This window comes from Caulobacter sp. (assembly GCF_035254145.1).
GTDB lineage: Bacteria > Pseudomonadota > Alphaproteobacteria > Caulobacterales > Caulobacteraceae > Caulobacter.
On record NZ_DATFAV010000301.1, the window covers coordinates 1 to 17,843 of the forward strand.

Annotated in this window: 15 protein-coding genes; 4 read left to right on the plus strand and 11 right to left on the minus strand. The window is 65.9% G+C overall.

Annotated elements, in window-relative coordinates:
• On the minus strand, nucleotides 1-1,996 hold a 1,996-nt coding region (locus VJ655_RS18145), incomplete at its 3' end, for a TonB-dependent receptor plug domain-containing protein (RefSeq protein WP_324113512.1).
• Between the two features lie 485 nt (nucleotides 1,997-2,481).
• Here VJ655_RS18145 and VJ655_RS18150 point away from each other — a divergent pair.
• Nucleotides 2,482-4,041 carry a tannase/feruloyl esterase family alpha/beta hydrolase gene (locus VJ655_RS18150; RefSeq protein ID WP_324113513.1) on the plus strand — a complete coding sequence of 520 codons (1,560 nt, stop codon included), beginning with the start codon at nucleotides 2,482-2,484 and terminating at the stop codon, nucleotides 4,039-4,041.
• A 608-nt stretch (nucleotides 4,042-4,649) separates the two neighbouring features.
• Entirely contained in the window at nucleotides 4,650-5,402 is a 753-nt protein-coding gene (locus VJ655_RS18155) for a class I SAM-dependent methyltransferase (RefSeq protein WP_324113514.1), read from the plus strand.
• Nucleotides 5,403-5,494: 92 nt separating this feature from the next.
• Here the strand turns inward: VJ655_RS18155 and VJ655_RS18160 are convergent, their stop codons facing one another.
• Entirely contained in the window at nucleotides 5,495-7,006 is a 1,512-nt protein-coding gene (locus VJ655_RS18160; RefSeq protein WP_324113516.1) for a hypothetical protein, read from the minus strand.
• Between VJ655_RS18160 and VJ655_RS18165 the strand changes: the two genes are divergently transcribed.
• Nucleotides 7,005-7,517, plus strand: a complete 513-nt coding sequence (locus VJ655_RS18165; protein WP_324113518.1) for a DCC1-like thiol-disulfide oxidoreductase family protein — start codon at nucleotides 7,005-7,007, stop codon at nucleotides 7,515-7,517. The two genes, VJ655_RS18160 and VJ655_RS18165, sit on opposite strands and share 2 nt — an antisense overlap.
• On the opposite strand, the gene VJ655_RS18170 is transcribed toward VJ655_RS18165, so the two are convergent.
• The 5 genes from VJ655_RS18170 to VJ655_RS18190 form a co-directional block, all read right to left on the minus strand.
• Nucleotides 7,514-8,374 carry a hypothetical protein gene (locus tag VJ655_RS18170; RefSeq protein WP_324113520.1) on the minus strand — a complete coding sequence of 287 codons (861 nt, stop codon included), beginning with the start codon at nucleotides 8,372-8,374 and terminating at the stop codon, nucleotides 7,514-7,516. The genes VJ655_RS18165 and VJ655_RS18170 overlap by 4 nt on opposite strands.
• Before the next feature lie 134 nt (nucleotides 8,375-8,508).
• Nucleotides 8,509-8,682 carry a hypothetical protein gene (locus VJ655_RS18175; protein ID WP_324113522.1) on the minus strand — a complete coding sequence of 58 codons (174 nt, stop codon included), beginning with the start codon at nucleotides 8,680-8,682 and terminating at the stop codon, nucleotides 8,509-8,511.
• A 32-nt stretch (nucleotides 8,683-8,714) separates the two neighbouring features.
• Nucleotides 8,715-9,008, minus strand: a complete 294-nt coding sequence (locus VJ655_RS18180) for a GYD domain-containing protein (RefSeq protein ID WP_324113524.1) — start codon at nucleotides 9,006-9,008, stop codon at nucleotides 8,715-8,717.
• 371 nt (nucleotides 9,009-9,379) lie between these two features.
• Complete coding sequence (locus VJ655_RS18185) at nucleotides 9,380-12,034, minus strand: erythromycin esterase family protein (RefSeq protein ID WP_324113526.1); 2,655 nt, start codon at nucleotides 12,032-12,034, stop codon at nucleotides 9,380-9,382.
• The gene (locus tag VJ655_RS18190; RefSeq protein ID WP_324113528.1) at nucleotides 12,031-12,606 is read right to left on the minus strand and encodes a nitroreductase; all 576 of its coding nucleotides are present in this window, start codon (nucleotides 12,604-12,606) and stop codon (nucleotides 12,031-12,033) included. The genes VJ655_RS18185 and VJ655_RS18190 overlap by 4 nt, the downstream gene beginning before the upstream one ends.
• Before the next feature lie 532 nt (nucleotides 12,607-13,138).
• Here VJ655_RS18190 and VJ655_RS18195 point away from each other — a divergent pair.
• Nucleotides 13,139-13,489 carry a host attachment protein gene (locus VJ655_RS18195; protein ID WP_324113530.1) on the plus strand — a complete coding sequence of 117 codons (351 nt, stop codon included), beginning with the start codon at nucleotides 13,139-13,141 and terminating at the stop codon, nucleotides 13,487-13,489.
• Nucleotides 13,490-13,541: 52 nt separating this feature from the next.
• Here the strand turns inward: VJ655_RS18195 and VJ655_RS18200 are convergent, their stop codons facing one another.
• From VJ655_RS18200 to VJ655_RS18215, 4 genes are all read right to left on the minus strand, one after another.
• Nucleotides 13,542-14,342: a universal stress protein gene (locus VJ655_RS18200; protein WP_324113532.1), complete on the minus strand. Its 801-nt coding sequence runs from the start codon at nucleotides 14,340-14,342 to the stop codon at nucleotides 13,542-13,544.
• Between the two features lie 296 nt (nucleotides 14,343-14,638).
• Nucleotides 14,639-15,049 (minus strand): response regulator, encoded by a 411-nt coding sequence (locus tag VJ655_RS18205; RefSeq protein WP_324113534.1) that lies wholly within the window; start codon nucleotides 15,047-15,049, stop codon nucleotides 14,639-14,641.
• A 90-nt stretch (nucleotides 15,050-15,139) separates the two neighbouring features.
• A complete protein-coding gene (locus VJ655_RS18210; protein WP_324113536.1) occupies nucleotides 15,140-15,763 on the minus strand; it encodes a response regulator transcription factor in 624 nt (207 codons plus the stop codon).
• Nucleotides 15,756-17,717, minus strand: coding sequence for a PAS domain S-box protein (locus tag VJ655_RS18215; RefSeq protein WP_324113538.1), 1,962 nt, complete (start codon nucleotides 17,715-17,717; stop codon nucleotides 15,756-15,758). Before VJ655_RS18215 ends, VJ655_RS18210 begins: the two co-directional genes overlap by 8 nt.
• Nucleotides 17,718-17,843 lie beyond the last annotated feature (126 nt).

The following is a 17,843-nucleotide window of genomic DNA, read 5'->3' on the forward strand; positions in this document are numbered from 1 at the left end:
GCAGGTCGGCGTTGTTGCCCAGGGCGACCAGGGCGCTGGTGAAACCGGGGAACAGCGCGCCAATGTTGCTGTCGCCGGAATTGTTGGCCGTCGGCACGCCCACCAGTTCGGCCGAGAACACCACCGGGCTCTTGTCCGTCAGGGTCGGCGCGCGGAACGACGTGCCGGCCGAGCCCCGGAACGACAGGGCGTCGTTGACGGTCCAGGTCAGGCCGATCTTGGGGTTGGTGGTGTCACCGAAGTCCGAATAGTCGTCGTAGCGGGCGGCCACGTCCACCGCCAGGGACTGGACAAGCGGCAGGGCGTTGCCCGAACCGACGATGGGCACATACAGCTCGGCGAACAGGGACTTCACCTTGCGTAGCTCGTCCGAGACGTTGTCGATGCCGAAGACGTTGGTCGCGCCGCGGTTGGCCCCATTGGTGAGGGTCTCGTGCTGACGCGAGTACTCGCCGCCGACCGCCGCCCGTACGGCGCCCCCCGGCAACCGGAAGAGCGGACCGTTAAACTTGATGACCGCATCGTCCATGATGTTGCGGCTGTACTGGACGTTCGAGCCGGTGAAGCTGGCGATCCGGGACTGGCTTAGGCCCGCCGTGCTGAAAGGGTTCAGCGTGCCGGCGTTCACCTGGGCGGCGACGGCGTCGAGATTGACGTTGCTGCCAATGTTGCAGATGCCGCAGGTCCGGTCCGCGCCGTTGCTGTAGTAGATCTCGCCCTTCCAGCCGGCCGGCAGGATCGCGGCTAGACCCAGGGTCTGGGTGAAGGCCTTGTCGGGATTGGTCGTCTCGGTCAGGCCTATATAGCGATAGAAATTGAGATCGAAGGTCTGGCCGCCGCCGGGGCACGTCGTGGACGCGGACCCGGGCGTGCCCGGCACGCCGGACACGTAGTACGGCGTGCCCGCGCAGACATTGATGCTGCTGCCCGTGTTGGGGTCGTACTGATAGGTCGAGGTCTTCCGATGGGTGTAGAAGCCCTCGTAGTACATCGACAGCCACGCATTGAGGTCCTGGTTGAAGAACAGGGCCAGCTGGCGACGTTTCACGTCCGGCAAGTAGTCATTGTAGTAGGCTGTATCGACCAGCGTGGTCCCGGTGAGCTGGCCGGCCGTCGGGTTCGCCCCTGCGTTGATCGGCAGGCCATAGTAGGTGTAGGTCGTGCCCGCGGCGCCGTTCTGGCTGACCACTAGGTTGCCCACCCCACCCGACGCGATCGCCCCGTTCAGTTGGCGATTGTCCTCGCCGCCGAAGCGCCGCAGATCCTGCATCAGGTACGGGCTTTCCGAGCGCTTGCCCCGCGTGCGGTGCATGAGGTCGGCGGTCAGGATGACGTTGCCGTGGCCCAGACCGTTGTCCCACTGGCGACCGATCGTGACGGAGCCGCCGACCTCGGTCGAGAAGCGGTGGGTGGTGGCGCGAGCGGTAGCCTCGGCGCCGTCGAAGTTCTTGCGCAGCACGTAGTTGATAACGCCGCTGACCGCATCGGCGCCGTAGATGGCCGAGGCGCCGTCGGCGATGACATCAACCCGCTCCAGCGCCGCGATCGGCACCTGGATCGCTTCGGTATAGGCGTCCGACGCGCCGCTGGGCGCGATCCTACGACCGTCGACCAAGGTCAGGGTGGCGCCGTAGCCGATGCCGCGGATGTTCACCGCTGTGCCCTGGGTGGAGTTGCCGCCGTAGCCGGTGGTGCCGCCCTCGCGGTAGTTCTGGCCCGCGCCGCCCGCGTTGGGCGTGCTTTGGATCTGCGGGATCAGTTTCAGAACCTGGTGGATGTCGGTCAGACCGGTCGCCTTGATGTCCTCGGCGGTCATGGTGACCGTCTCGCTGCCGACAGCCTTTACGCCCGCGATGTTGGTGCCGGTGGCGACGACGACCACCTCCTCGACGGTGCTATCGTTGTTGTCCTTGGCCTGAGCGGCCTGGGCGTAGGCCTGGCCCGCGGTCGCCAAACCAATCGCCAGCACCGAAGCGCCCGCGATCAGGCGCCGCATGGCGCTCCCTTGATCTGAAAAGAACAGCATTCCACTCCCCTTTCTTATGTTTCTCACCCCTCGGCCGACGCGGAGGCGCACGGCCGCCGTCGCGGACCCTGGAGGGGCCCGACGCAGTCTGGATTGGCGTGGAAAGCTCCTGGACTTTCTCACTCCCTATTCGCCGGAGCTTCTGGCGAGCCCTCGACGGCCATTTCGACGACACGAAATGACAACGCTAACATCGAAAGACGGCCACCTCGACGGAGAGATGGCCACTTAATGACAACGTTATCACAAACCTTCTCTCGAGAAAGCTTCGAGTCAAGAACAATTTGCGGACATACAGTGATGAACGCTGTCGCTTGCAAGACGACAACGCTACCATCTACGCGCCTCCGCCCTCTGCCGTGCGATCTATTCGGCCAGGCTATCGGACCATCAGCTTTCTCGAATGGTTCGACCGCTCGATGACTGGTTCAATCAAGCGCCATCAGGGAGGGATGATGCGCAGCTTAGGACCTCTAGCGGGCGCGGGGACGCTGGCCATTGCGGCGTTCGCCGCCGCGCCGGCCGCCGCCGCATGCGAAAACTTCACGGCGCCGCGCCTGAGCCGCACGGTGCTGCAAACCGCGGCGTCCGGACCGGGTGATCCCATCGCCTGCCGCATCGTCGGCAGAACCGAGCCCCGCCGAGGATCGCGCATCGGCTTCGAGGTGTGGACGCCCCGCGCCGCCTGGAACGGTCGCCTCCTGATGCTAGGCAACGGCGGCTACGCCTCGGCTCTGCCACTGGGCCAGATGAAGGCCTACGTCGCCGCGGGCTACGTCGTGGTCGCCACCGACACGGGCCATGTCGGCGACGGACCCGACTTCGCGCGCAACCGCCCTCAGGCCATCGCCGACTGGGCCCAGCACGCTGTCCATCACACTATCGTCGACGCCAAGGCGGTCACCGCCGCCTATTACGGACGACCCGCCGCCTATACCTATTTCCAGGGGTGTTCGACCGGCGGGCATCAAGCCCTGATGGAGGTCCAACGCCATCCCGGCGATTTTGACGGGGTGGTCGCGGGCGCGCCCGGCGCCAACCGCACCCGCCTGAACATCGGCTTCCTGTGGCAGTTCGTTCAGAACCACACCCACGACGCCGCCCCCCGCCTGATCCTGCCGGCCAGCAAGCTACCAACAATCCGCGACGCGGTTCTCGCCGCCTGCCGCCGCCACAACGGCGCCTCCGATGTCGGCGGCCTCCCCTCGGACCCCTATCTCAACGCGCCCTTAAGCTGCGACTTCGATCCAGCGTCACTGACCTGCGCCGACGAGGATCGCCCCTCCTGCCTGACGCCGGATCAGGTTACCGCGTTGGGTCGGATGTACGCCGGGGCGAGCAATCCGCGCACCGGCGAGGATCTGTACGTCGGGTGGCCGCGCGGCAGCGAAGCCTCCGCCGGAGGCATGGGCGGTTGGAACCTCTACTGGGCCGACCCGGCGAAACCGCACGAGCCCGCGCGGTCCGATTTCTGGCGATATTGGGCCGGCTTCGGGGACGGCTGGGACTGGCGCGACTTCGACTTCGATCGCGAAGCCGCCAAGGCCTTGAAACGCCTGTCCGGGACGATCGACGCCGTCGATCCCGACATCGAAGCCTTCCGCCGCCGCGGCGGCAAGCTGATCCAGTGGCATGGCGCGGCCGATCCCGTCGTGCCGTTCGAGGACTCGATCGCCTATTACACGCGCGCCGCCGCCGATCAGTCGCGGCGGAGCCATGACGTCCAAGATTTCTACCGGCTGTTCGTCGCGCCGGGGGTCGAGCATTGCCAGGGCGGCCTGGGCCCTTCGCCGATCGACTTGCAAACCCGCATCGAGGCGTGGGTGGAGCGGGATGTTCCGCCCGACAGGCTGGAAGCCCGGCGCGCGGCTGGCGGCGTGGATGGCGGTGGTTTCAGCCGTCCGTTATGCCCTTATCCCGCAGTCGCCCTCTACGATGGCGTCGGACCGCCCGACCGCGCCGAGAGCTTTCAATGTCACCCTCAGGCGCGGGGCCTCGACAGACCCGCAGCCTGACTTACGGCGCCCGTCCCGTCACGGAAAACGGCTCTCCCCGCTGAAATAGCACTGCGCCTAACCGACCAGTTTCGTGCCGCCAGCTTCCTATCCGGCGCGGAGGCTAATACCGCCCCGGCCGTACGCTCCGGGGTCAGGGTCTCCCGGCGGCTATTGATCCGGTGGTCGAGACGGAAGGAAATCGCTACGAGTTCTCTTCGGAGCCAGAAGGGGCGTACGGAGCAGATCGGGATTTGCCGGCCGGGGACGAAACTTCTCGCCCTCCCACCGACTGCGGCAGCGGGTCCTTCCCTCTCTCTTTGAGAGAGCGACTGTCTGGATGGTCAACGGCGAGTAGGGCCGCGCGGGCGTCGGGGGCCTTGGCGTTGAGGCGAAGAGGTTTTGACCGCACGCCCTGGCCAAACGCGACCAGGAAAGTGACCTCGCTCCCGATTTAGAGGCGCTTCTGGAAACACAACCCCAGCTTTTCAAGACGGGGCGGATCGGCCATGGTCGCCGCATGAGGCAGGCGCCATGAACAATGCAGCATCGCGTCCGGCGTCGCCTCGAGATCGGTTCCGTGGCGGGGGCGCGAACCAGATTCGCTTCCGCCCAGCGAAACGAAACGGATGAAGTCGGACTTCGACGAAACGCTTTGGCGACTTGCGCAAGAGCTCATCTTCACGCCGGCGCGGCTCGCCGCCGCCCCAGGCGAAGCCGAGCAAGTCTTGCGGCTGACCGGCGTCGCGGCGGGTATGCGTGTGCTGGACCTGCCTTGCGGACCGGGCCGCCACGCCATCGCCCTGGCCCAGCGAGGCGCGCGGGTCACCGGCGTGGATCGCTGCCGCACCTATATCGAAAACGCGCGGGCCGACGCGGCGCGGCTGGCCTGCGACGTGGATTTCCGCCTGGGCGACATGCGTGCCCCCCCTGAGCGGGCGAGGTTCGACGCGGTCATCAACCTCTTCACCTCGTTCGGCTATTTCGAAGATCCAGCCGATGACCTCGCGGTCTTGACCGCCGCGCGCGCGGCGCTTCGCTCGGGCGGCGTGTTTCTTCTCGACCTCACCACGCACGAACAACTGGGAAGGGTCTCTTGGCCCGAGGTCAAAACCTACGCCAGCGCCGACGCGCGCTATGTCGAACGCGATTACTACAATGCCGACCGGGGCTGGATGGAGAAGTCGGTCGAGGTGGAAACCGGCGGCAATCGCCGCTACTTGACGTTCGGTCGACGCGTCTACGCAGCGCCACAACTGTGCGACCTCCTGCGGCGGACAGGCTACGAGCGCCTGTCGTTGTTCGGCGATCTGGGCGGCTCTCCGTTCGACGCTCGGGCTCACCGTACTGTCATCCGCGCTTACGCCGCTCCCGCGCCCTGATCCCCCTCCCCCCGAACGGTAGCGCGGCGACGTCGGACAGGACGGATATTTGACGCGCAAGCGGCGACGATCATCGCCCTGAGGCGGCGCGCCTAGAACAGCTGCCGTTCGCGACCCGCGACAAGGATAGCCCCCTGTTCGGAATGTCGCGCGTCCGGATTTCGCGGCATGACGAATGGGAACCGGGTCATTCGCAGGCACGGCCCCAGCTGATCTCCATCCACGCAGCTGAGCGTCCGCGCCTTACCGTTCTCGACATACTGGACCGAGATCGCCCCGCCCGGCGGCAATAACCGCTGAAGCAGAAGCAGGCCCTCGCGAAAAAAGTAGCGGGAATAGAGATAGCGATCCGGGTGCGACAGCACTTCTAGCGCCAGTTCCGCGCCCTTGTCGCCGCGGGCCGCCTCGGGCCGGGGCAACCCCGCGATGGCCTTGACCTCCACATAGGCGCTAGGGCGCAGCAGCCGCCACCGTCCCGGCACCACCAGATGCGTCCAAGGCTCGATCCGTAGATTGCTGAACATGGCGAAGCTGAATTCGGTCTTGGTTCCGAGATAGGGGCTAAAACCGTTGGCGAGGAAACCTGCGATGATCAGCGCGAGGGCGACCTGCGCCGGCGCCGGCCAGTCACGCCAATCCAGCGGCGCGACAGCGCCCGTGGCTGTCCAGACGCCGCCGACGAAAAGCAGCGCGGCCGTCAGTATCGCAAAGCCAATCTGGATGACCCAAGCGGGCATGCGGTGACGATAGGGACAGTGCGCCGCGGCGCGCCGCGGGGTCCAGCGGATCGAGATGGCGACGAGGCTCGCGGCCAGCGCGGCTAGCAGGGCCTGGGCCCAACGCGCTTCGGCCACCAGCTGGACGCTCCCAACCAGGGTCGCGGCGGGCAGGAAGGCGACTAGGCCCGTGTACATGAACATCGAGAAATTGATGATGCCCATCAGGCCCAGAACGTAGTGGAAAATGATCGCCGCCATAAAGCCGATGGGGCGCGTCTGCTCGAAGAAGAGCAGGATCGGAAGCGTCGCCTCGATCACCAAAGTGCCGTAGACGCCGAAATACCGATGGCCCGTGACGAGCCCCGGTCGCTTGACGCCGCGATCATCGCAAAAGAAGTCAACGAACGCGGTGGCGCAGCTCTTCTTTATATCCAAATATTCCGCATTCAATTTATGAAAGAATGCAAAAAAATATAAGATAATCACGATATATCGCACACTATCAATAAACAAATACCTATAAATATCCTTGCCTAAATATAATGAAATCGGTATTGTCGCCGTTAATATGAGGGAAACATACCAAGCCATAATCATATGGTTGGAAAGTCTCAATGCGTAACTTGCGACTTTCAGCGAAACAAGAGCCAGCAGGATCGGATAGAGAACCAGGAAGGTCGGCGCGACCATCAGGGCGACGCAGCACAGGAGCAGCGCCGCGTGCAGAGACAGCTTTGCGGCGGGCCCCAGGCGAAGCCCGAACACCGGCAAAAAGCCGAAAGACAGGTGCCGGAAGCCGTCGCGACAGACGTACAGGGCGTCGTGAATGACGATGGACGCGGCGAACATGCGGACGATGAGGTCGAAGACAGGCGAACTAGTCATGGCTAATCAATCGGCCCTGCGGTTGTGGATCGACGCGAATCTGGAGCCTTTCCGCCGAGGTGAGCCGTCCGACGTTTCGAAAGCTGGCGGGGGCGTCATCGTCTTCGACGGCGACTGCGCGTTCTGCACCCACGTCGTGGCCTATCTTCTGGCCCGCTTGTCCGAGCCCGTGCGTCTCTGCTCGTGCCGATCGGCGGCGGGCGCGGCGCTGTGTGGGGCGCTGGGCGTCGCGCCGCGAGACACATTCGCCTTCGTGGACGAGTCCGGAGCGCGTCTGGGCCCCGCGGCCTATCGCGCGATCGCGGCTCGATCGCCGCGTCTGGGGGGGCTGGCGCTGGCCCTGCGGCTCTCCCCAGCATGGCTCGTCGATCGCGTCTATCTTTGGATTGCCGGCCATCGCCCCTTGATGTCGCGCCTCGTGGGGCGTGGCAAAGCCGCCCTCCCGGAAGGGCGGTTCGTCGAGCGGGGTCTTCACGAGCGTGCGCAAGGCGGCCGTCCGGCGGAAGGCTAGAGTTCGAGGAGGTTCGGGAAGCGGCCCTGGCCGTACCGCTCCACCGCATGGCGCGTATGCGTGATCGTGAGCTGATTGAAGGTGTTCAGGCGGCCCAGGTACAGGGCCTCGATACGGTTCTTGTCGCCCGACCGGGCCCAGTTCTCCATCAACAGGGCCGTGTAGCCGATGTGGCGCATCTCATCATGCGCCAGGATCTCGAGCTGGCCGCGCACACGGTCGCGACTCCCCTCCGGCGCTACATGGAACACCACGGGGGCGAAGAGATGCATGTGCAGGCGGGTGCGGACTTCGCCGATGTTCATCTGCACCAGATTGTCGATGAGGTGGCCCTCGCAGACCTTCTCGGCGGGAGCGTCCAAAATAGGTCGAATGTCCGGCAGCGCCGCGGCGAAGGCCTCCATTCGCTCCGGCGCCAGACCTTGCGGAAAGGCCAGCTGGGCGATGTTAGCGAACATCCGCGAATGGCGGGCTTCGTCGCGGGCGTGTTCCTCGACCTGACGCGCGACGGCGGCGTCGAATGCGACTCCCCGAGCCAGCCTAGCCAAGCCCACCGCCCCTTCGCCTTCGCCCTGGGCGTTCAGCAGCAGAGTGCGCTGCATCCATCCGGGCACATTGGCGGCGCAGTGAAAGAAGAACTCTCCGTATCCAGCGCGAATGAACACCGGATCGTTGCGCCGGAACGCCGCGCGGAAGGCGTCGGTGTAGTTCGGAAGATCGTGGTCGACGTGTTTTCGGATCTCCTCGAGCAAGGCCTCGACATAGGGTGTCGTCTCGATAGGCGTCGCCTTAGGGGGCGTCGTCTCGAATGATCCTGTCTCGCGCCTGACCGAGCGCGAGGTTTCGGTGCGGAACAAGGCCATCTCCTGATCGCTGGATGCGCCCGCGGTGACCCCGGGCCAAGGCCGGAGCAAACGAGGACGGCTGAGCGGAGGAAGCAGATCGCGCGGGACGAAATCGTCGTCGATCTCGTCCCGTCGCGGAGGGGCCGCTATCGCGGCATGACGAGCGGCGCCGTCGGATCCTCGAACTTTTGGTTCCAGGGACGGTAGGAGTCGTCGGTCGCCAGATCCAGGCCCGAGGCGCGCGCCGCCTTGGTGGCGGCCAACGCGGCGCGCTGGCTGTCGGTCAGCGAGAAGTCGAGTTTTTGGGCGTGAGCTTGCATGATTGCCTCCGTTCACACTGGGGTTGGAAAAATCACGCGGCGCGACTGCGTTTCGCCACGAATTCCCGCCAAGGGAAAGCCTCGACCACCTCGGCGGTCGCGGAGCCTTCTTCCTCGATGATCTTGGCGGCGCGCTGGACTTCTTCGAGGGAATCCGCCTCGACGATGTCCAGAACCTCGTATCCGCGATCCAGGGCGTAGCCCGCGCGGAAGCTGACATTGGGGCACTCACTCTTGTGCCGGCGCTGAACCGCCTTGTGGCGATCGTCCAGCTTAATCACGCTCGCGCTTGGCGAGACCTTCGAGAATATGACGTAGGTAGCCATCGACAATCTCCCGGATCGTTGAGGTCGTTGTGATGATGGGACGCAAGACAAGACAGACTCGCCATCAAGACGCGCGGACACGCACGCGCATCTAGTGGACTGTGAGCGAGGCTATATTACGCGCCACGCCCAAAATGGTCGTGAATTGACGCGAGCACTTTGCGCGATGATCGAGTAAGCCGCAGCTACAGCTGCGACTTTGTCGAATTCGTCCGCAGGACTTAAATGCAACTCTGCCGCAGAGATCCGCGCGAGTCTACCCCTGCGAGCGTTCTTGAAAAAATAATCGTCAAACTATATCCAGGCCCGCCACCGCCCAGAGCGGCCAGCCCCGGCAGGAGGGTCTGCGGACCAACGGTCGACGCGGAAAGTCAAAGCCCAAAGGGGTAGGTCTCATCCTCGCCGGCGCGGACCCGCGTCGGGAGTGCTGTGACCGCGCGGGTCTCGTCGAACCAGACAAAGGCGTCATATTGTTCCGACAAGCTGGCGTGGGCGTAGTGGCTCAGACGTTCGCTGTCAGGCCGGTAGACGACGCCGATATAGCGCTCCAGGCGCGGCTCACGCAGATCCGCGCGCAGGGCGTCGTGGCGACCCGCTCGCAGATCGACCAGGAACCGTTCGACACCGACCTCATGGCAAAGCGCCTCGAAGCTGTCAGGCCGAGACGGCCGGACCGCCTTCACCTCCGCCGCGGCGTCCCAGTCGGACGCCGCCATCACCGTTCCACTATGCGTGCCCAGCCCGATTAGAGCGGCGTCGCTTCCGAACCGTTCGCGGCAGAGCTGGCCGATGTTCAGTTCCCCCCGCGCGGCGCCCATTTCCGTGTAGCGAGCGTCGCCGATATGGGAGTTGTGCGCCCAGACCACGGCCTTCGCCCCTGGGCCGCGCATCTTGAGGACGCGATCGAGCGTCTCGAACATGTGCCGGTCGCGCAGGTTCCACGATTCATGGGCTCCATAGTACATCGCCCGATAGTAGCGCTCGGCGTCGACCACCAGCCGTGCGTTCTGGGTGGCGTCGAACAGGCTCTCGCCATCCTCGGCGGCGTAGTCCGCGGTCTTGCGCACCAGATCGACCAGTATGCTGACGACTTGGCGTTCGCAGATCGCGTAGCCCTGGCTCAGAGCCGCCCGGCCATAGCCGGCGGGCGCATTGCTCCAGGGCGCCATGCAGGCATACCGGTCCCGAGCCTCGGCGGCCGCCAATGGGTCGACTCCGTCGAGATAGGTCAGCACCTCAGCCATGGACGCGCGCATGTTGTAGAGATCAAGGCCATGGAAGGCGACGCGATCGTCGACCGGTCTACGCATGTTGTGCGTGCGTAGCCACCGGGTGAAGGCCTCGACATCGGTGTTGCGCCACATCCAGGTCGGGAATCGGCTGAAGGGCGGTGGAGTCATTTCCCGGTGCGGCTTCAACCGCACGTGTCGATCGACGGCGGCGGCGTCGGGCCAATCGGCTTCCACCGCCACCACCCCGAAACCATGCCGCTCGATAAGGCGGCGTGTGATCGCCGCGCGGGCGCGGTAGAACTCGCTCGTGCCGTGACTGGCCTCGCCGATCAGGACGACCCGGGCGTCGGCGTAGCGGTCGAAGGCGACGGCGAAGGCGGGGTCATCAATGTCCGGCAGAGGTTCGGCGGCCGCGGCGAGGCGCGCTTGCGGCGTCACCGCCACCGAATGCGCCACAACGGCCGGCGCGCGGCCTGACGAGACATGCAGCTTGTCTTCGAACCAATCGCCAGCCAGCCGCATGACCTGCTCGAGCGTTCCGGGCTCCTCGAACAGATGGCCGGCGCCGGGAACGATCCTCAGCGCCTTATCGCCCGGCAGGCGGGAGAGAGCCTGGCGATTGAGCTCGATCACCTGGTGATCGGCGCCGCCGACGATCAGCAGGGTCGGCGCCGTAACGCGCGCGAGCGCCGCGCCCGCGAGGTCCGGCCGTCCGCCGCGAGAAACGACGGCCCGCACGCGATCGCCCAGCTTCGCGGCCGCCACCAGGGCTGCGGCCGCGCCGGTGCTGGCGCCAAAGAGACCGAGCGGCAGGTCGACGAGATCAGGCTGGTCCACGATCCAGGTCGTAGCCTGGACAAGCCGCTCGGCGAGCAGATCGATGTCGAACACCTTGCGACGATCGGCGGCTTCGGCCTCGCCGAGCAGGTCAAGCAGCAGGGTCGCCAAGCCGAGCGCGTTGAGCGCGTCGGCAACCGCCCGGTTGCGCGGGCTAAGCCGACTGGAACCGCTGCCGTGGGCGAACACCACGATCCCGTGCGCTGTGTCGGGAACCTGAAGGTCGCCCAGGAGGCCGATCGGCGGCACACGCACCTCGCGCCGCGCGATGTTGGCCGTCCGGCGCGAGCGCGTGGTTTCCCAGGCCTGGCGCAGCAGGACCACGGTCTCGTCATCGGTCAGCTGATGAAAGTCGTCGTAAAAGCGCCCCACGCCGAGGAAGGGATACGGCGTCGCCAGGCAGACGACGTCGTCGGCCTCGGCGCGCATGGCTTCGAGAGTGTCGGACGGCGCCACGGGGATGGCCAGGATGACGCGGGCCGCGCCCTGGCGCCGCAGCGCCCGCAGCGCCGCCTTGGCCGTCGCGCCGGTCGCCAGGCCATCGTCGACCACGATCGCCGTGCGCCCGACGGGACTGGTGCGGGGATGGTCGCCGAGATAGAGCGCGCGGCGCCGCTCGATTTCATCGAGTTCCCGACGCTGGGCGTTCCGCAGGAAAGCGGCGTCGGCGCCGGTCATGCGGGCGACGTCTTCGTTGATGACGGTTTGGGCCTCTTCCCCATCGACCACGGCGCCGACGGCGAGTTCGGCGTTCCCTGGCGCGCCCAGCTTGCGCACGAGGATCAAGTCGATCGGCGCCGACAGGCCCTTGGCGATTTCCGCGGCGACCGGAACCCCACCGCGCGGCAGGGCGTAGACCACGGGGCGCTGAAGTCCCAGCGCCGCCAAGCGCGCCGCCAATCGCCGGCCCGCGTCGGCGCGGTCGACAAAGAGGGGTGTGTCGAGCGCCGCGGTCATGACCACGCCACCTTGCCGACATGGCGGACATCCGGCTCGCGTCGCGCGGGGACCGATGGAGCGCCGTTCGGATATCCGACGATGATGGGCGCGACCGGCTTGAACTCGCTGGGTATTCCCAGAGCGGCCTTGGCCTGATCGGTGTTGAGCCAGGTCTCCGAAAGGCCGATCCAGCAGCTCCCCAGCCCCTTGGCCGTCGCGGCCAGCATCAGGTTCTGAGCGGCCAAGCAACAATCCTTCATGGCCATCTCGTCGGCCGTCGTCGCGCAGATAATGATCAGGACGGGCGCATTGTAGAAGATGTTGAACGCCGGCGAGGCGAGCATGGGACGCAGGCTGGCCAGTTCGGGGTGGTCGCTCGCCGCGTCCTGGAGGGCCGTCTTGGCCCTGGCCGAGCAGGCCGCCAGGGTCGCCGCGTCGTCGATGACAAAGAAGCACCAGGGCTGCAGGTTGATCCCGCTCGGCGCCCAGGTCGCCGCGTCGATCAGCGCGGCGAGCACGGCGTCGGTCACCGGTTCGTCGCGATAGTCCCGAACGGCGCGGCGCGCGTGAATGGCGGTAAGCACGTCCATGTCGGTTCTCGCTTGTGAGATAGCCTCGTCGCGACAATCGCTGTGAGGCAAGAAATCAGCGCGGCGTGGCCACGGTGACGATCTTAGGATTTCACGCCGCAACGCTCTGGAAAGACTGGGACTGATGCGCGTGGGGGCCGCTCGCTTGACGGGGACTTGCGCGCGAACACTCATCTTGGCCTCCTTCCCATGCGCGACAAGGTGACGCCGCGAGTGAACGGCGGCGGATCAGGCCATGCCTTGACTCAAGTCAATCGCGGGTTCGTCCGCGCGAAGGGCCATCGCCCGGTCCGGGGGCGATCGAGCCAAAACGCCCTTCTTGATCCCGCGCAATGCGCCGGCGCCAGAGCGGCACACCGTCGTCTTTTCGCGTCGTCGCGAGCGCCACGCACGCGGCGCTCGGTTCCCTCCCTCCGTTCTGAGGAGCTCACCATGATGGCCAGCGTTTTGTTCATCGTTGCAGACGGCGCGCACGCGCGGTTCATCGTCCGCTCAGCCGATAACGGCGACTTCATCACCCTGCGGGAGATGGATGGTCGCGAGCAACTCAAGACCCCTGCGGCACGAGCTGCAGGCCAGTCCGGCGGGACGCAGTCAGGAGAGCATGTCGCCGATGCGGCGATCGGTCGGTCGAACCGAATCGGTCCGCCATGCCAAGGAGGCGTTCGTCGAGGAGGTGGCCACGTTAGCGGCGACCGAGTACGGCCACCGCGCTCAAGACGGGGTCGTCGTGGTGGCGCCCGAACGCCTTGCCGCAGTCTTCCAGAAGACCCTCGAAGGACGGTTGAAGATCGCCGGCGTGGTGCGCAAGGACCTGACCAAGGTTCCCGATCACGCCCTGCGCGACTGGCTGGACTCCGTCAGACCCCTGCGATTGGCCTGAAGGCCGCCGGACCACACGGCTGGGAGCGCCGCGCCGTGATCCGCGACTCAAGTCAGCGTCCCAGCACCAAAGGCAGCTTCGCGGCCTCGATCATCCGGCGAGTGACGCCGCCAAACACGCTCTCGGCCAAGCGTCCATGGCCGTACGCGCCCATGACGCAATAGCCGGCGCGGGCGATCCCGGCGTGGCGAAGCAGATGGGCGTCGGGGACGTCCTTGCCCGGCTCGAGGATGTCGACCGTCGCGTGGATCCCATGGCGCGAGAGGTAGACCGCGGCTTCCTCCGCCGACGGGCCCTCCGGCGGCTCCCCAACCGAGATCAGATGTACGGATCGAGCAAGCTTGAGCAGCGGCGTGCAAGCCCGCAGCGCCGCGGCGGCCGGCTCCGAGCCGTCCCAGGCCACGATCGCCGTGCTCGTAAGGTTCAAACCCAAGGCCTCGTCGGGCACGGCGACGACAGGGCAGCGCGCCGAAACGACGAGGTCGCTCACAAGGCCGCGGCGGTCGTATTCGAAGTAGGTGTCACGCTTGCAGTTGACGATGACGAGGTCCGCCAAGCGCGTCTGGCTCGCCAGACAGGAGGCCAGATCGCCCAGATCGTTCGTCCAGTCGTAGCTGACGTCTTCGTGGCTCAGCCGCATCTCTAGCTGAGCCCGGTTCACCGCCTCGAGTCTGCGGTCTTCGGCGATGACCAGCCCAGCCATCGCCCCATCGAAGTCCCCTGGGAAAACGGGAATTGGCGTGATCTCGGCGCAGCGGATGTGGCCGTTCAGGGCCCGAGCAAGGTCAAGCGCGGCCTGCAGGCGCGCTTCCTGGCCCTTATCGTCGTGAACGAGCAGAAGGAGGTTTTTCACGTTGGCGCGCTTTCGAAGAAGGAGGGAGTTAACCCTAGAGGATCGGGCGGCTTGGTCGTCGGGCTCATCAGGGCGGAGTCTTTCGATCGGACAGACGCGTTCGACAGATCCCCCAAGGTTCGTCCGGCGGTGACTTTGGCGCCACGCGCCGGACGGCGGCATCCGCAGTTTCACGTAGGTTTCGTCGCGGGGCCAAATCCGCAGGACTGGATCCGGGCGCGTTTCACCCGTGGCGAGCACGACGCTCGTCTCACGAGGTGAGCAAGCCGTGACGGCTCGCTCGGCTGGTCGGTTGCTCAGACCCGGCGTCTACTCGCCGAGCGATCCAAGAGCACCTCCACGGCCCTGACCAGCGCCGCGTCGACCAAGGGCTTCTGAAGCACGCGGTCGTAGCCTGCGTTCTCGGCTTCCGGGATCAAACCCGCCTCGAGCGGGTCCGCGATGAGCAGCGAGCATCCCAACCAGCCGCGTTCGCGCAGGCTGCGGATCAGCCGAAGGCCATCGTGACCTGGCGCCTTGAAGTCCGCCACCATCACGTCGGCGTCCGACGACAAGGGGTCGACGAGCAGGTCGCGGCTGGAGCCATAGGCGCGCACGTCCAGACCGCGCCCGCTGAGCAAGAGCTGCAAGGCTCTGCGCGTTCCTGGATCGTCAGCGACCAGAACCAGCCTCGACCGGCGGGCGGACGAATTGAGAGTTTCCTGCATGATCCTGCACAGACCCGCCGTGAAAATCAGCGTGCCTATGCTTGTCCCGGGCCTCTCCCGAGGTCGTTACGTAAAGCTGCTTAGAGCGGATCAATTCGGGTCGTCGAGGAGGCCGGCGGCGAAGGCGATGCGCAGGGCCTCCGACAGGCTCTTGACCTGCAGCTTGGCCATCAGGTTGGCGCGATGAACTTCGACCGTCCGCGGCGAAATGCCCAGGTCGAAGGCGATCGACTTGTTGGGCAGACCGCTCGCCATGCCCCGCAACACGTCCTGTTCACGCGCCGTGAGGCCGGCCACCGCGGCCTCGGCGTCCTTGGCGCGGGTCGCCCGGCCTTCGAGGTCCGCCAGGCGGTCGAAGGCCGCGTCGATCGCCTGCAACGCGTGGGTCTTCTCGAACGGCTTTTCAAGGAAATCGACCGCCCCGCCCTTCATGGCGCGCACCGCCAAGGAGATGTCGCCATGACCGGTCAGCACCACAACCGGCATGGCGACGCCGCGCTCGACCATCGCCGCCAGAACTTCCAGTCCGTCCATGCCAGGCATACGCACGTCGAGCATCACGCAGCCGGGCTCGGCGGCCTTGGCCTGATGGAGGAACTCCACCCCCGAGGCATAGGTGCTGACGGCATAGCCGCAGGTCTTGAGCATGAAGCTGGCGGACCGTCGAACGGCGTCGTCGTCATCGACGATGTGGATCCGTCGCTTATCAGTCATCAGTCTGCTCCGGCTCAGCACTGACCAAGGTGAAGAAGAACTGTGCGCCGCCTTCGGGTCTTGGCGCATAGCCGATGCGCCCGCCATTGGCTTCGACGATCGTGCGGCAGATCGACAGGCCCAGCCCCATGCCTTCGGCCTTGGTGCTGACGAAGGCGGAAAAAAGCTGGTCGACCAGACCCGGCGGAACACCCGGTCCGTTGTCGGCGATCGTCACCCGCATGAACCCTGGTTCGTCGGCTGCGCCGACGAGCCAGAGGCGCGGGTCGGAGCTTCCCCTCATCGCCTCGAAACCGTTGCGCGCGAGATTGATGATCACCTGCTGGATCTGGATCTTATCGACAAGGACCGGCGCGCGTTCGGGAAGTTCGAATATGACCTCCAGGCCTTCGTCGCGCGCGCCCATCAGGCCCAACGCGGCCGCCTCACGCACCAGGCCAGATAGATCCTCCACGCTCTTTTCGACCTCGCCGCGGGCGACGAAGTCGCGCAGCCGCCGAACGATGTGGCCAGCCCGCATCGCCTCGCCGGCCGCATCGGCCAAGGCGTCACGGATCATCGGCAGATCTGCTGGGTCTAGGTCCGCCAGGAGACCACGCACCGCCTCCACAAAGTTGGCCACCGCCGTGAGCGGCTGGTTCAGCTCGTGGGCCAGGGTCGAGGCCATGGTTCCCATTCCGCTGACGCGGGCGATGTGGATCAGTTCGGCCTGCAGTTCCTCCAGTCGCGCCTGGACCCGCCGACGCTCGGTTAGGTCGCGGCAAAAGCCCGTGAAGGTTCTTGGGCCAGCGCCGCAGGCCTCTCCGATCGCCAACTCCATAGGGAAGGTCGAGCCCTCCTTGCGCTGCCCCACCACCACCCGGCCCAAGCCGACGATGCGCCGCTCACCGGTCGTGAGATAGCGGTTGATATAGGCGTCATGTCGCTCTCGATCGGGCGATGGCATCAGAATGCTGACGTTGGAGCCCACGACCTCAGCCTCGCTCCAGCCGAAGAGCCTCTCGGCGGCGGCCGAAAACGACAAGATGGTTCCCCGCTCGTCGATAACGACCATCGCGTCCGGCACGGTGGAAAGGATAGACCGCAAGTGGCTGGCGCTGGCGTGAAGCGCCTGCTCCGCGGCCCGCTGGTCGGTCACGTCGTGCACGATCTTGGCGAAGCCCTTCAATTCGCCGCGCTCATCATGCAAGGCCGTCATCGAGACCCGAGCCAGGAACTCCGAGCCGTCCTTGCGCAAACGCCAATCCTCTTCGTCAAAACGACCCTCACGCAGGACCTTGGCGAGATCGGCGGCGGGTTTGCCGGCTCTACGAGCGTCAGGCGGATAGAAGATCGCCGCGTCTTGCCCGACGATCTCGTCCTCCCCCCAACCCTTCAGACGTTGAGCGCCGGCGTTCCAGATCAGCACTCGCCCCTGGGGGTCGAGCATGTAGATGGCGTATTCGGCCGCGCCGTCGATCAGCAGGTTGAGTTGTTCCGCCGTCGCATCGGCTTGACGGACCGGCTCGAGAGACGGATCGACCTGGCCCGCGGCGCGCCCCCGCAACCGACCAACCTCGCGCCCGAAGAAAACGACACTCCCTGCCGCCAGGACGAATGCGACGGCGCTGAGAGCGCCCCCTACCGTCTCTAATTCGCTCGTCTGGAACGCGACGCCGGCGAAAAACCCGATGAGCGCGGCCAATAGCGCGGGGCCCGCGCCGCCGAGCCCCGCCGAAATCACGACAGGCACGATGAAGGGAAGATAGAACGATCGGTGATCAAACCCGGGGACCAACCACACGAGCGCAGCCAAGCCCGGCGTGACGGTCGCCACGGCGTAGGCCCAAACTCGTCCCCTGTGCGGAAGGCCCCTTTGCATCGCCTCGCGCTCGCCGCTTGAACGTTTGATCATCGCGCCAAAGCTCGTTGGAGCAAAGACCATCCCCTGCCCCTTCACCAAAAGACCGAACAAGGCTGGCGCCTCGCCGGCGCGGCGCAGATTGTCCTAACCCTAAGTAGAGTTCCCAATGTCGGATCGTCGAAGCGAGGCCTAGTCTTGTCGACATTCGCTTGGGAGCGCGCCATGACCCTGACCGCC

Excerpts from the sequence above, each read along its gene's own strand:
- VJ655_RS18185 (WP_324113526.1), bottom strand. The coding sequence starts at position 12,034 with ATGACCGCGGCGCTCGACACACCCCTCTTTGTCGACCGCGCCGACGCG.
- VJ655_RS18195 (WP_324113530.1), top strand. The coding sequence starts at position 13,139 with ATGGTCGCGAGCAACTCAAGACCCCTGCGGCACGAGCTGCAGGCCAGT.
- VJ655_RS18205 (WP_324113534.1), bottom strand. The coding sequence starts at position 15,049 with ATGCAGGAAACTCTCAATTCGTCCGCCCGCCGGTCGAGGCTGGTTCTG.
- VJ655_RS18160 (WP_324113516.1), bottom strand. The coding sequence starts at position 7,006 with ATGACTAGTTCGCCTGTCTTCGACCTCATCGTCCGCATGTTCGCCGCG.
- VJ655_RS18180 (WP_324113524.1), bottom strand. The coding sequence starts at position 9,008 with ATGGCTACCTACGTCATATTCTCGAAGGTCTCGCCAAGCGCGAGCGTG.
- VJ655_RS18190 (WP_324113528.1), bottom strand. The coding sequence starts at position 12,606 with ATGGACGTGCTTACCGCCATTCACGCGCGCCGCGCCGTTCGGGACTAT.
- VJ655_RS18165 (WP_324113518.1), top strand. The coding sequence starts at position 7,005 with ATGGCTAATCAATCGGCCCTGCGGTTGTGGATCGACGCGAATCTGGAG.
- VJ655_RS18175 (WP_324113522.1), bottom strand. The coding sequence starts at position 8,682 with ATGCAAGCTCACGCCCAAAAACTCGACTTCTCGCTGACCGACAGCCAG.
- VJ655_RS18155 (WP_324113514.1), top strand. The coding sequence starts at position 4,650 with ATGAAGTCGGACTTCGACGAAACGCTTTGGCGACTTGCGCAAGAGCTC.
- VJ655_RS18150 (WP_324113513.1), top strand. The coding sequence starts at position 2,482 with ATGCGCAGCTTAGGACCTCTAGCGGGCGCGGGGACGCTGGCCATTGCG.
- VJ655_RS18210 (WP_324113536.1), bottom strand. The coding sequence starts at position 15,763 with ATGACTGATAAGCGACGGATCCACATCGTCGATGACGACGACGCCGTT.